Below are 14,556 nucleotides of genomic sequence, written 5' to 3'. Positions count from 1 at the left end.
TTTGATAACAACAAATATGATATAATGGACTTGATACCCTCATTTACACCATTTAAGATTGAAAATACACCTACTAACGAAAGTTTTTTATTCACTCTTACTATTGACGAGGAACTATCCCCGATAGAAAAAACAAAGCTAAAGCTCATAAGAAAATTTGATACTGGTAATGGTGATACTGCTGTATTCCATATAGACAATGGAGGCTATCAATATATCATTGCCAATATCAATAAGGTGCAGTGTTGCTTACTACAAACCAATAAGGATTTTAGCAACTGTCATTGTGCCTTGAATGGGAGCTATATGAATTGGTGCTTTGGTCTGAATAATGCACTTATGCTCATTTTTGCTTTCGCTTCATGCAAGTATCAAACACTATTGATACATGCCTCTGTTGTGGGAAAAGATAATTATGCTTACGCTTTCATTGCAAAAAGTGGTACAGGAAAAAGTACGCAATCTAGTATGTGGCTACAAAGTATTTCTGGATGCGAACTTATCAATGATGATAACCCTATCGTTCGAATCATTGATAATACACCATATATATATGGCAGCCCTTGGAGTGGAAAGACAGCCTGCTATCGCAATATACGGATGAAATTAGGAGCAATTGTCAGAATAGATAGAGCAAGTGAAAATAGTATTGACAAATTGAAGCCAACAGAAGCATTTGCTTCCATACTTCCCTCTTGTTCTGCTATGAAATGGGATCATACATTATTTACTGATTTATGCAAAACGTTATCTCTTCTTATTGAAGCAAGAGTTAGCTATATTCTACATTGTCTACCCAATAAAGAATCTGCTTTATTATGTTACAAGACGGTCAAAAGCCAAACAGAATAGTACTTCCAAACTCTGTTTTGATTCCCAAAATCATTTCATTAATAGAGGAGGGGCACCACACTGTCACACTTCGTATGAGCGGTTGGAGTATGCAACCATTCTTGGATAATAACCGTGATATAGCCCTATTAGCCAAAGTCACGTCATTACATGTGGGCGATGCCGTCTTAGCAGAGATAAGTCCTAAGAAGTATGTATTTCATCGTATCATTAAAATTGACGGAGATGATGTAACTTTACAAGGAGATGGGAATATTAGTAAAGAATATTGTAAAGTAGAAAATATAAAGGCCATCGGTATTGGCTTCTATAGAAAAGGACGTAAAATACTAGACAGTACCGATGGTTATAAATGGAAAATCTATTCTTGGATATGGATGCATATTCCATTACGAAGATATCTACTTGCAGTATATCGTAGAATTTGGATTCCAATAACTAGAAAAAAATAATGATTATGAGAATAAAAGAAGGATTTACATTATTGAATGTTTGTGGAGAGAGTATCGTAGTTGCAGAAGGGGAAACAAATATTGACTTCAATAATATACTCAGTTTGAGCGAGAGTGCTTGTTTCCTATGGGAGAACATCAAAGATAAAGATTTCACCGTGGATACTTTAGCATCCTTGTTAACCAATGAATATGAGGTTACTTACGAAGTTGCAAAGAACGATGCCCAAGTGTTTATCAATCACTTACAAGACATGAAGATTATCATATAACACAACGTTACGTTCAATCATTTATCTCTATAACAGTTAAGGCTCGGCTACTAGTGAAAGTAGCCGAGCCTTAACTATGTATTATCTTTTACTTCAGATGGTCTTTAAACCAAGAAGTAATTTGCTTTAACAAGTGATTACGCGTCTCTCCGCCATATATGCTATGATTTCGATTTACGTAGAAATTCTCTTTAAAATCCTTCCCTGCTTGAATCAATGCCTCTGAGTATTCAAATGAATTTTGTATATGAACATTATCATCCGCAACACCATGGCAAATCAATAGATCTCCATTTAAAGCTTTTACCCGTGATATTGGATTTTCATTATATCCATTAGGATTCTCCTTAGGGGTACGCATATAGCGCTCAGTATATACGGTATCATAATACTTCCAACTTGTTGGAGGAGCAACAGCAACTCCGGCATAAAACACAGGACGTCCCTCGCTCATACTCATAAGTGTATTGAATCCTCCATAACTCCATCCCCATATTCCAATATGTTTCCCATCAACATAACTTTGTTTAGATAACCACAATGCAGTTTCAACTTGATCTTTAGCTTCCAAAGCTCCAAGATTCAAATAAGTACACTTCTCCCATTCCGATCCTCGGGCTCCAGTCCCACGTCCATCCACACAAACGACTATAAAACCTTGCTGTACCAAGAAGTAATCAAAGGCTCCTCCATTCCCCATAGAACCAATATTCCAAGAGTTAACTACTTGTTGACTGCCCGGTCCACTATACTGATATAAAATGACGGGGTATTTCTTTGATGGATTAAAATCAATAGGCTTAACCATCCAACCATCTAGTTTGACTCCCTCAGAGGTTGTAAACGTAAAGAACTCTTTAGCCGTAAACCCATAGTTAGAAATTTTATTTGCCAACTCAGCATTATCAATTGGAGTATCTAACACTTTCCCAGAACTAGTTCGTATAGTATACACATAAGGATGATTTGCATCACTCCAGGTATTCACAAAATACTTATAATCTCCAGAAAATATTGCAGAGTTCCAACCTGCTTGATTGGTTAATGATTCCATTTTACCATTTTGGTGAAAGATCAAAACCTGTCTATCGTGTGGATTTTGTAACGCTGCTTGGCAATAAATGTCTCCAGTACTCTCATCATATCCGTAAATATCGGTAATATCAAAGTCACCTGCACCTATCTTTCGCTTGAATTGACCAGACAGCGTATACAAATATAGCTTCATATACCCATCTCTATCACTAGGAAGTAGTATACTATTCTTTCCGATAATTACATTTTCCAATACTTCTTCTTTCACATATTTATCAGATTTCTCCTTGATAAGGAGTTGCGAAAGAGTTGTTCTAGGATTTACAGAATAAAGACATAACTCATCTTGATGTCTATTCATGGTAAACACAATCATACTGTTAGGCTCATTCCCAACCTTGAGACGTGGAATATAGCCATCTTGATCAACCGGAATTTGAAGCTGTTTGGTTTGATGAGATTTTATATCATAACTCCATACAGACACTACCGAGTTGTCATATCCGGCTTTAGGATATTTGTAGGAATAATGAGAAGGATAGTCCGAGTTCTCTTCTTTTACAGGTGTATCACCTTTAAACATCTGCAAATCATAGGTTTTAACCTTAGATTCATCATATTTTATCCAACATAACATAGAACCATCAGCATTAAAACTCAATGAACAATTCGTTGAGAATTCTTCTTCGTTTACCCAATCCGGAACTCCATTTATAATAAAATTCGGCTTTCCATCTTTCGTCACTTGCGACTCGGCATTATCGTACAACAGCTTTATAAGATAGATATTATTCTCTCTTACAAATGCCACTTGGTACCCATCGGGCGACCAAACGGGCATCTGCTGAGATCCACCATCCGATAATGGTACCAATTTCTTTGAAGCTATCGTATATATATAGTACACTGCACTATACGATCTTCTATAAATACGTTTTGTATTTGTTTGAATAAGGATGAATTTTCCATTGGGCGAAAACTGATATCCATCCACTTCAGTAATCTTATGACCAATCGTATTGAAAACATCAAACAGTATTTCTTGCCGTTTACCGGTCGCAAACGAATACTTCAATATTTGTTTCCTATCAGCACTGATACTAGCATAAGAGTCTGTTCCCGCTATCGGATTAAGGCCATTCAAGCGTTTGCCGGCAAACATGCCACTAGTTATATCAGGTATCGTAATCTCTTCTACCGCATAAAGACTAGTTGTTAACAATAGACTAGAAACGAGCATGGTTAGTAATTTTCTCATTTGAATAATGTTTCGGTTTAACTGCAAAATTACTGAAAAATCACTAATTTTGCAATCTATTACTCGTATTTATGGCTCAAGAACTACACTATAACGACTTTGGAAGCTGGATAAAGGCCAAGCTACCATTCAAAGTCCAAAAGATTTCTATCAATGCAGGTTTCACATGTCCAAACAGAGATGGTAGAATTAGTTATGGTGGATGTACTTTTTGTGACAATAGTACATTCAGTCCGGCATATTGTAGCAACAACAAATCTATTAAAGAACAACTGCAAGAAGGTAAGATGTTTTTCTCAAAAAAATATCCTGAAATGAAATATCTAGCCTACTTTCAAGCCTATACCAACACATACGAATCTGTAGATACACTCAAATTCAAATACGAACAAGCCCTTTCTGTAGAAGATGTCGTTGGTATTGTAATTGGAACTAGACCCGATTGTATCGATGAATCGCTATTACAATATCTCCAACAACTAGGCCGAGAGAGATTTGTGTTAATAGAATATGGAATTGAAAGTACCAATGAAACGACACTAAAGCGCATCAACCGTGGCCATACTTATCAATGTAGCAAAGATATTGTTCAACTGACTCATGATTATGGAATCCTCACAGGAGGACACGTCATTCTTGGACTCCCCGGCGAAGATAGAAATAGCATGCTCAAACAAGCTGATGACATTTCTAGACTTCCCTTAGACCTGCTAAAAATACATCAACTACAGATCATAACAGGAACAGAAATGGCACGAGAATACCAAGAACACCCTTTTCATCTGTTTAATGTTGAAGAATATATAGAATTGTTAGCAGAATATATCACCCGATTAAATCCCACAATTACACTGGATCGATTTGTCAGCCAATCGCCTGAAAACAAATTAATAGCTCCTAGATGGGGGCTTAAAAACTACCAATTTACGAACTTATTCAACAATTATTTGCAACAGAAAGGCATATATCAAGGACAAAAATATTGCTCCTTTGAGCATATTAATTCATAAATCCTCCATCTTCCAACTCCATCAATTGCTTGATAGGTAAGTTTTTATGCTTCTTCATAAATTGCTCTACCCTATCTACATAGGCTGTTTGAAAGATATGGCTATCAGTTAATTTATTGGCAGCCCACATCACTTTCCCCATGTGCACAGCTTTCAATCTAAGTGTTTCCTTCTCATTTTTCCCCATAGGTGCAGGATAATAACTGAGTAGATAGAAACTAATACAATCAGGAACAATATTTTCGCGTGTCATTGTAGCACGTTGCTGCTGATTATAGAACTTGGCATAAGGACCAAAATCATTACCCAAATATTTATCTAAGGAAATACCTATCATTCCATCGCCAACAACAATACTCTGATTGAATGCTCCTATTTGAGTATAAATTTCAGGAATAGGTATACTAGGAATTGCATGCCCAAGTCTCCTAAAAGCCTTATACATAAGTTTACTAATATCTGACATATCTACATATTGCGAATCAACAGCCAAAATAACATCTTGTAACAGAGCATCCTGAAAATAGTTCAACAACCTGCTATTAATGTCCGATTCATTCACATCGCCCAGATTCAACACATTCTCTATCAACGTACGTGTCTCTATTGGGTAGTCAGTATTCATTTGTTGAAGCGCAGAAAAATCCCCCGTAGTTAAATATCTACTTTCCAATCTGTCAAAACGATGTATAGCAATACTACGATGATCTTTCTCATCAGTATTGTTAAACTTAAACTCACACGCCGAACAAAGCCACATGAGTGGAAGTAATATGTAACACAAGTACCTCAAAAACAAATATAATATCTCTCTGCAAATATAGTGTTTTTTATGTTTTTCACAAAATTTTAAGCTAAAATAATTAAATTTGTGTTGAAAATTTAATTATTATGCGGACTATCCGCTAGTTCAAAGATTTGAAAAAAACTTCTTTTTGCAAAAATAGTACTTACACAATATAGATGGTAACACTTCAATATCTCGACTCGTTACTTTTCTTGTTGCTTGAATTTGCTCTCTATCAGACTTGAACTCACTGAGCATTCTCTTAAATGCCCACCGTGCCCGATAAATAGCTTTAAAGTCACCAACATTCCTGTTAACGAGCAGAGTTTGCCATGCTGCTAGATAATCCAAAAGCCATCTCCAACTCATCACCTTGCCTAATTCTTTATTCGGAAGATTCTTATAAAGCATTAAGAGATTATTTCTAAAATTGAGGAAAGTCTTTTGAGGATTCCCTTGAGGCAAGGTGGCACCACCAAAATGGTACACTACGCTTTGTGGAATCACAACTATCTTTCGGCCAAGATTTCGCAAACGCCAACAAAGATCAATTTCCTCGTTGTGGGCAAAGAAACGTTCATCAAATCCTTGGATATTCCAAAAATCCTTGGATCGGATAACCAAACAGGCCCCTGTAGCCCACATGATTTCACAAATATCATCGTATTGCCCTCTATCAGCCTCCACTACATCAAAGATACGACCTCTACAATAAGGATACCCTAAGCTATCTAAGAAACCACCAGAAGCCCCTGCATACTCAAACAGCCCCTTATCTAGAATGGAAAGTAATTTGGGTTGGCAAGCAGCTACATCCGGATGAGACTCCATATACTTTATTAATGGTGCAAGCCAACCATCCGTCACCTCCACATCAGAATTCAAGATGACATAATAATCTGCTGAAATTTCCTTCAATGCATTATTATATCCACCTGCAAAACCATAATTCTTATCTAGTTGTACAAGCCTCACCATTGGAAATTCGCTCTTCAAGAGTGCTAAGGAGGAATCCGTAGATGCATTATCAGCAACCCAAACATCAGCTCCGACAGAATATCTGATGACAGACGGAAGATACTCTTTCAGTAGGTTTACACCATTCCAATTTAATATAACGATAGCAATTTTCATTGAAGTATGGCTTTTAAAGCATTTCTTTTTAGGTTGAAATCGCCTAAAGTAACTTTCATGATTTGGTTGTCGTACTCTTCCTTAGACTGCGAGGGCGGCAATTCTACACGTATATAATTTTCTGTAAACCCGTTCATCGCCTTACCCTTTGATGCTTTCTCGAATAAAACGAGGGCTTCTTTGCCAATATATTCCTTATAGAAATGATGAGTCATAGAGTCCGATAATTCCAATAAGCGCTGCGAACGAACCTTCTTTTCTTTATCATCTACCACATAAGGTATAGAGAGTGCACTCGTTCCGGGACGTTCCGAATATGGAAAGACGTGCAGTTGCGCAATGGGTAAAGACGCAAGAAAATCATAACAATCTTCAAAATATTCCGGTTTTTCACCACGACATCCCACCATTACATCCACTCCTATAAAAGCATCAGGCATCTTTTCTCTAATCAACTGAATCTTATGAGCAAAAAGTTCTCTATTATATTGTCTATGCATCAATCTCAACACTTCATTGTTTCCACTCTGAAGAGGAATATGGAAATGAGGCATAAATGCTCGTGAAGAAGCACAATAGTCAATAAGTTCATCACTGCATAAATCCGGTTCGAGACTACTGATGCGAAAACGCTCTATTCCTTCTACCTGATCTAACGCTTTTACCAAATCTAAGAATGATTCATTGGTAGTCCTTCCGAAATCTCCAATATTCACTCCAGTCAATACAATTTCTTTTCCTCCCTCTTTCGCAGCATCTTCTACTTGCTTCACAAGCGAAGCAATTGATGGATTTCTGGAGAATCCTCTGGCATAAGGTATCGTACAATAGGTACAAAAGTAATTGCATCCATCTTGTACTTTCAGAAAATATCGGGTCCTATTACCACGCGAACAAGATGGTTGGAAAGTCTTTATATCCTTTGTCTTTACAGAGTGAAAACGATGTAAATGTTCTTTTTGTCCTTCGCCAACTGTATTCCATGCATCACTTAGATACTGTATCAAGTTAGCTTTTTCATTACTACCAAGTACTAAATCAACACCATCTATCTGGCTCACCTTTTCGGATTCCAATTGAGCATAACATCCTGTTACAATGACAAAAGCACTGGGATTATTACGTACTAGCTTATGAATTGCTTGACGACATTTATGGTCTGCGACTTCAGTTACAGAACAAGTATTCACCAAACAGATATCAGCATTCTCATTTTCTGCTGCCGGAACAATGCCCATCTCGCCCAACATACGTTCAAATGTTGAGGTCTCGGAATAATTGAGCTTGCAACCTAATGTATAATAAGCTGCTTTCTTACCCTGAAATGCAGAACTATCTATCATAGATACACTTTACTAATTTAAAAATAAAAAGGCCAATCAGCATTACACTAATCAGCCTCTTTTCAGACGAATATTTGGAAAGTGATTCCGTTGGGGTTCGAACCCAAGACCCACAGCTTAGAAGGCTGTTGCTCTAATCCAACTGAGCTACGGAACCTTTAACCAACAAGTTCCGTCTGAAACCGTCCGCAAAATTAGTAATTTAAAGTGAAACCACCAAATTTTACCCTCGCATTTTACGAGCATTCACTATCTTGTTTTACAATATTAATGCTGCTTCTAAACTCTTGATAAGTCCTCCATATCTACGAAAAACAAAGTGGATAACCCTCTCAGGATTATCCACTTGCTATGATTTGATTTTCTACATATTAGAATGTAACTCTTAAACCAATCTGTGCATGCCATCTACTATAGAAATCGCTGATAGTAGGAGCATTGCCTACATAGGTGTATTGTGCTACTTGATTGCCCTTCGCATCTTTTGAAGTACCAACTACTTGCAAGATATTCTCACTATATACATTAGCATAATATGTACCCCAATTATGATTGAGCATGTTTGCTACATTGATAACATCAAGTACTAACTCTACCTTGCTTCCTCTATCCTTCAAGTAGTAGAAGTCTTGTGAAAGGTGAAGATCAAAGTGATTCTCCCAAGGAGCAGAAGTTCCATTACGTCTAGCGTATTGTCCTCTGTGATTACGTGCATATTTGTTAGAAGCAATCCAGTTACCATAAGCTTCACGCCCTTGCTCTGCCGTAGTAATTACTTTTCCCTTACTGTCCTTAACATCAGCAAATGACATCACAGCCAATTCTTGTTCTGTTGGGATATACAACAGCGAATTTCCACTACGATAATCGCCATTGAAAGAAGCAGATGACTTATCAGACATAACAAAACTATAACGCTGTCCGCTATATCCATTGTATGTAAGAGATATATGGGTCTGCCAACGGCCGTTACCATAACGCTTCGAATTATAGTTAGCCATTGCCAATACACGGTGAGGTGTATCAAACATAGAATATTCAACTTCTTGTACATTGGGATCTGTACAATAGAAATATCCCCAGTTAGATGCCGCTACCGAGGAAGTACCATCATTTACGGAATAAGAGTGACCGAATGTGTAGCTAGCCATCAAATCTAAGCCAAACTTGAAACTCTTCTCTACTTTTGCACTCAAGCTATAGCTATAACCCTTATTCGTATTCTTCATATTAATAATTTGGTTATAACTACCTCTTACACTATTATAATATGTTGTAGCAGAATTCTCAAAGTCGCTATTAACCGCATAAACCTTACCATTTGGTTTCAATGCGAGATTTTCGAACCACACATTGTTCATATTCTTAGAGTACAATCCTTCCAAGGTCAACTTGAAATCATAAGGCAATACTTGCTCCCAAGCAAGATTGGTACGGAATACTTGTGGAAATTTAAAATGACGATCAACCGTATTGATATCCGGTTTATTGGCCTTTCCTTTTGCAGAGTTTGCAGCCTTTTCTGTATCTGTACCGTAAGTAGCAAAGCTAGGAACATTGGGACTATAGAAAGTTACACCTTTCATCTCTATACCTGTATTAGCCCACGCATTTTCAATCCAAACAAATGGAGCCCGACCATTGAAGATACCCAAACCACCACGAAGTTGTGATTTGTGACTCTCGTCTAAGAACCAGCGGAAGCCTGCACGTGGAGATACCATCACACTAGAACTGGGCTTACGACCAACTTTCACGCCATAAGTAGTTGCATATTCCGAAGCATTAAACTCTTCGTTTGTCGATGGAGAATTAAAGTACACCGGAATATCGAAACGAATACCATAAGTCAACTGCAGCAAAGTAGATATATCCCACTTGTCTTGTGCATAGAGGCCAAACTGTCCAGCCTTGAAAGGAGTTGCCCATCTTGTTGTACCAGTGATATCTTTATCAGAATACTTCCAAGCAAAACTCTTTGCTTTATCATTCATGAAGTCGGTAATAGTATTATACACATATTGCCCATTAGCCGCTTGAATAAAAGCATTCTCCATGTTATAAATCTCGTTATGAGTACCAAAGGTGAATGTATGGTTTCCTCTGTACCAAGAAAGATTGTCCTCTAAAGTCCAAATATCTTGATTCAAACGGTTTACACCTGAAGAATATTCTGTTCCCAAATATATAGAATATTTAGCAGAGCCTGTTTCTGCTCCGGTCTTAACATCGTAATTACCCGCACCGGAAATATAAATACTAGGACCAGAATAAGCTATACCACGCTTATCTCTGATAAAACTTACACCTGCACGCAACTCATTATATAGTGAAGCGCTCAAATGTGAGTTCAACTCTGCTACAAACGAATTAGTCTTATCCTTCATTCTATATCCGCTATTATTAAAGAAATAAGATTTTGAAGAAGTAGCATATACGTCTTTATAAGAATCGTTCATCTGGTATCTCAAGGCAAACTTGTTATTGGCATTGATGTTCCAGTCCAAACGACCAAGTACAGACCATGATTGAGTATCAATATTTCTTGGATTATAAGTATCTGTAAGTCCTGTTATTTTAGCATATCTGTCCAAGATAGCTGCTGCTGTAGCTTCTGAGATGAAGTAACCTTCTGCTCCGGGATAGTATGTTGCCGGATGTGAATCCTTCTTATATTCTACACTTCCAAAGAAGAATAATTTATCTTTGATGATAGGACCACCCACAGTAAAGCCCAAAGTCTTGGTGCTTTCATCAGTAAGTTTCTGTTTCTTACCATATTGTTGGCTCCAACTAGAATACATGTTTTGATCGGTATAATATCCGTATGCAGTAGCATGGAACACGTTGGTACCCGACTTGGTAATGGCATTGATAGCGCCACCGGTAAATCCACTCTGACGAACATCGAATGGAGATGCTACAACCTGAATCTGTTCTATGGCATCCATTGATATAGGATTAGCACCGGTCTGACCTCCGTTTGTACCGCTAGAAGCAAGACCAAACACGTCATTGCTTACTACACCGTCTATCTGGAACGAATTGTAACGATTATTGCTACCCGCAATCGTGATACCACCAAACTTATTTGAATTTACCAGTGGAGACAATTTTGCTACATCATACACATTTCGATTAATCGTAGGCGCATTATCAATATTCTGTTGTGAGAAATTTGAAGAAGCACCCATACCACCTCTTCCTGCAACTCCGGTAACTGTTACTTCACCCAATACCTGCGCATCTTCTTTCAAATCGGCATTAATAGCAGTAGCTTCACCTAAAGTCAAACTAATGTTCTTTCTTACATCATCTTTATAACCTATATAGGAAATAGAGACTGTGTAAGGACCACCAACACGCATACCTTGGATTACATAACGTCCCTTGTCATTAGTAACAGCATTATACCGTGTACCAGACGGCACGTGTACGGCTGTAATTGTAGCACCGATAACATCTTGACCATCAGCCACGACTTTACCATTGATGCTAGATGTTGTTACTTGAGCCATTAAAGATGATGTTGTCAATAACAGGAGCATCATCAGAAAGAGCAATCTTTTCTGCATAACTTTGATTAATTAAATTTAATTTAGACCTATGAGGAATCCCCCTAAATAAATAATTCACTGCAAATTTAAATAATTTTATCCAAATGAGTGTTACAATAACGTTAAAATGACAAAGTAGTTCCACATTAAATCCGAGAAACACAAAATCATTCTAGAAAACAAGTTAATTTCAAACCACAAAAAATTTTATCTATAAGGAGATTCATAATATCGTTAATTACCATTCCACATAAATAATATCATCTCACCGAGTATCCGACATCAAATTGCTGCAAGCGCTTAACAGCAATCCTGCTTATATCAAACAGATTTGCTGACAGGCCTATTCAGCAACCTTGCCGAGGCGTTGCAACCAAACGAAACAAAAAATGGGGATATGCAAAAAACATATCCCCATCTGTATTTACAGTCTCTTTTATAAAGTCTTATTTAATAAGACCTAAGTCAACAAATATCTTCTTCAAGATTTGAACACCACGTTCTACCTGCTCTTCGGTATGAGTTGCCATCAGAGCAAAGCGTACCAAAGTATCTTGAGGAGCACAAGCTGGCGGTATAACCGGATTGATAAACACTCCGGCATCGAAAGCCATCTTGGTTACCAAGAATGTTTTATCAATATCACGTACATATAACGGAATGATAGGACTTTCGGTTTCACCAATCTCAAATCCCTCTTCGCGGAAACGCTTCAATGCAAAACGAGTCACAGCCCATAAATGGTCTAAACGCTCAGGTTCTGCTTGGAGTATATGAAGAGCTTCAAGTGCGGCCGCAGTAGCAGCCGGTGTATTAGATGCACTGAAGATATAAGTGCGACAAGTATGGCGCAAATAATTGATGGTATCAGCATCAGATGCAATAAATCCACCAATAGAAGCCAAACTCTTTGAGAACGTTCCCATTATCAAGTCAACTTCATCTGTCAATCCGAAATAGTCACAAACACCTCTACCCTGCTTACCGAAAACTCCTAAACCATGCGCCTCGTCAACCATGATAGAACAGTTGTATTTGTGTTTCAGCTCAACAATCTCAGGAAGTTTAGCCAAGTCACCCTCCATTGAGAACACACCATCAACGACAATCAACTTCACAGCCTCATACGGAAGCGCTTTCAGCACACGCTCCAAGTCTTCCATGTCATTATGCTTGTAATGCAACTGGCGAGCGAAAGAAAGGCGTCTACCATCCACAATACTAGCATGGTCGCGATCATCACAGATGATATAGTCGCCTTTTCCAACGACCATAGCCAACACACCTTGGTTTACAGAGAAGCCAGTAGAAAAGCAAAGAGTTTCGTCTTTGCCCATAAAGGTTGCCAATTCTTTTTCCAGTTGGATGTGAATGTCCAGAGTCCCATTAAGGAAACGGCTTCCTGCACAGCCCGAACCATAACGATCAAGTGCAGCCTTTGCCGCATCTACTACTCGTTGGTCACCTGTCAAGCCTGTATATGCATTAGATCCAAACATCAAGACCTTATGGCCACCCATTTCAACTTCTGTTCCTTGTTTGCTCGTTATCGCACGGAAATAGGGATACACTCCTGCCTCCATAAACTTTTGAGGCTCACGATAATTTCTGTATCTTTCTTGTAACTGTCCCATTTTAATAATAGGTGTAGAGAACTACATTATTTTTTATAGGCTGCAAAGATACGAAAAAGATGTTATATATCATTCTTTTTTACCGGAAATATGTCTTTTATGTAATTTTATCATAGGAACAAATCAGTATATAAGCGTTTTTTTACTACTTTTGCAAAGAATTTATAATAACACTATCAGAGAGGAAATGGGCAAGAAAAAAATTGTTTTCATCATGAATCCTATTTCAGGAACGACCAACAAAGCAGGCATTCCTGAACTGATAGACAAATGTCTAGACAAAGAACTCTTTGACTATGACATCAAAACAACAGAACATGCCGGTCATGCAGCAGAACTAGCCAACAAAGCTAAAAATGATGGTGTACACATTGTTGTAGCTATCGGGGGCGATGGAACGGTTAACGAAGTAGCCCGTTCCATCGTACATTCCAACACTGCTTTAGGAATAATACCTTGCGGTTCAGGCAACGGATTGGCTCGACATCTCATGCTTCCGATGAATCTCAAGAAAGCTATGGCTGTCATTAACAAGTGTGAGATTCGGGATTTAGACTATGGTATCATCAACGGTTATCCTTTCTTCTGTACTTGCGGCATGGGCTTTGACGCATTCGTCAGCCATAAATTTGCAGAATCGGGAAAACGAGGCCCTATCACTTATGTTGAGAATATATTGCTTGAAGGGCTCAGCTATCAACCGGAGACATACGAAATCAACATCAAGGGAAGTTCTGCTAAATACAAAGCATTTCTTATTTCGTGTGCCAATGCCTCTCAATATGGCAACAACGCCTATATCGCACCTCAGGCTTCTATGAGTGATGGACTGATGGATATTGTGATTATGGAACCATTCGACGTATTGGAAGCTCCTCAAATTAGTATCGATATGTTTAACAAAACACTTGATAAAAATTCCAAAATCAAGTCGTTTCGTTGCAAACAACTACAAATACATAGAAGTAAACCGGGATTCATACACTACGACGGAGACCCTGTCATGACTGGTGAAGACATAAATATATCGTTACAAGAGAAAGGCATAAAGATGCTTATCAATCCCGAGGCAAATCGAGATTTAAGAAAACCGAATGCATTACAAGCTGCTGCCGCAGAACTTTTTAACGAAATCAACGTCATTCGTAGTGATATTAGCAAACAAGGTAGGCGTGCCCAAGCCCTAAGCAAGGTTTTGCAACGCAAGCTTAACATCTAACAG

General features: G+C 38.0%; 11 protein-coding genes and 1 tRNA gene. 5 read left to right on the top strand and 7 right to left on the bottom strand.

What is annotated here, in order from left to right; all coding sequences use genetic code 11:
• The first annotated feature begins 24 nt into the window (after positions 1-24).
• The 3 genes from HMPREF3034_RS06200 to HMPREF3034_RS06190 are packed head-to-tail and all read left to right on the top strand — an operon-like array spanning position 25 to position 1,576.
• Positions 25-852: a hypothetical protein gene (locus tag HMPREF3034_RS06200; RefSeq protein WP_231725619.1), complete on the top strand. Its 828-nt coding sequence runs from the start codon at positions 25-27 to the stop codon at positions 850-852.
• Entirely contained in the window at positions 819-1,304 is a 486-nt protein-coding gene (locus HMPREF3034_RS06195) for a S24/S26 family peptidase (RefSeq protein ID WP_062434073.1), read from the top strand. Before HMPREF3034_RS06200 ends, HMPREF3034_RS06195 begins: the two co-directional genes overlap by 34 nt.
• A 5-nt stretch (positions 1,305-1,309) precedes the next feature.
• Positions 1,310-1,576: a PqqD family protein gene (locus HMPREF3034_RS06190; protein WP_036900300.1), complete on the top strand. Its 267-nt coding sequence runs from the start codon at positions 1,310-1,312 to the stop codon at positions 1,574-1,576.
• Positions 1,577-1,664: 88 nt separating this feature from the next.
• Here the strand turns inward: HMPREF3034_RS06190 and HMPREF3034_RS06185 are convergent, their stop codons facing one another.
• A complete protein-coding gene (locus HMPREF3034_RS06185; RefSeq protein ID WP_062434070.1) occupies positions 1,665-3,869 on the bottom strand; it encodes a S9 family peptidase in 2,205 nt (734 codons plus the stop codon).
• 71 nt (positions 3,870-3,940) lie between these two features.
• On the opposite strand from HMPREF3034_RS06185, the gene HMPREF3034_RS06180 reads away from it, so the two are divergent.
• Positions 3,941-4,879, top strand: a complete 939-nt coding sequence (locus tag HMPREF3034_RS06180; protein ID WP_036900275.1) for a tRNA modification radical SAM protein MnmL/YtqA — start codon at positions 3,941-3,943, stop codon at positions 4,877-4,879.
• Here the strand turns inward: HMPREF3034_RS06180 and HMPREF3034_RS06175 are convergent.
• The 6 genes from HMPREF3034_RS06175 to HMPREF3034_RS06150 form a co-directional block, all read right to left on the bottom strand.
• Complete coding sequence (locus HMPREF3034_RS06175; protein WP_369793992.1) at positions 4,869-5,504, bottom strand: gliding motility protein GldB-related protein; 636 nt, start codon at positions 5,502-5,504, stop codon at positions 4,869-4,871. The genes HMPREF3034_RS06180 and HMPREF3034_RS06175 overlap by 11 nt on opposite strands.
• A gap of 285 nt (positions 5,505-5,789) precedes the next feature.
• A complete protein-coding gene (locus HMPREF3034_RS06170) occupies positions 5,790-6,800 on the bottom strand; it encodes a glycosyltransferase family 2 protein (RefSeq protein WP_062434066.1) in 1,011 nt (336 codons plus the stop codon).
• Complete coding sequence (mtaB, locus tag HMPREF3034_RS06165; protein ID WP_062434063.1) at positions 6,797-8,143, bottom strand: tRNA (N(6)-L-threonylcarbamoyladenosine(37)-C(2))-methylthiotransferase MtaB; 1,347 nt, start codon at positions 8,141-8,143, stop codon at positions 6,797-6,799. Before mtaB ends, HMPREF3034_RS06170 begins: the two co-directional genes overlap by 4 nt.
• Positions 8,144-8,225: 82 nt before the next feature.
• Positions 8,226-8,300 (bottom strand) — tRNA-Arg (locus tag HMPREF3034_RS06160).
• A gap of 214 nt (positions 8,301-8,514) precedes the next feature.
• Complete coding sequence (locus tag HMPREF3034_RS06155; RefSeq protein WP_036900288.1) at positions 8,515-11,718, bottom strand: TonB-dependent receptor; 3,204 nt, start codon at positions 11,716-11,718, stop codon at positions 8,515-8,517.
• 428 nt (positions 11,719-12,146) lie between these two features.
• The gene (locus HMPREF3034_RS06150) at positions 12,147-13,334 is read right to left on the bottom strand and encodes a serine palmitoyltransferase (RefSeq protein WP_062434061.1); all 1,188 of its coding nucleotides are present in this window, start codon (positions 13,332-13,334) and stop codon (positions 12,147-12,149) included.
• A 187-nt stretch (positions 13,335-13,521) separates the two neighbouring features.
• Here HMPREF3034_RS06150 and HMPREF3034_RS06145 point away from each other — a divergent pair, with 187 nt between their 5' ends.
• A complete protein-coding gene (locus HMPREF3034_RS06145) occupies positions 13,522-14,553 on the top strand; it encodes a diacylglycerol/lipid kinase family protein (RefSeq protein WP_036900297.1) in 1,032 nt (343 codons plus the stop codon).
• Positions 14,554-14,556: the final 3 nt, after the last annotated feature.

The organism is Prevotella sp. DNF00663, from assembly GCF_001553265.1.
In the GTDB taxonomy this organism is placed as follows: Bacteria; Bacteroidota; Bacteroidia; order Bacteroidales; family Bacteroidaceae; genus Prevotella.
Note: the sequence above shows the minus strand (reverse complement) of the source record. Positions and strands in the feature narration are given on the sequence as shown.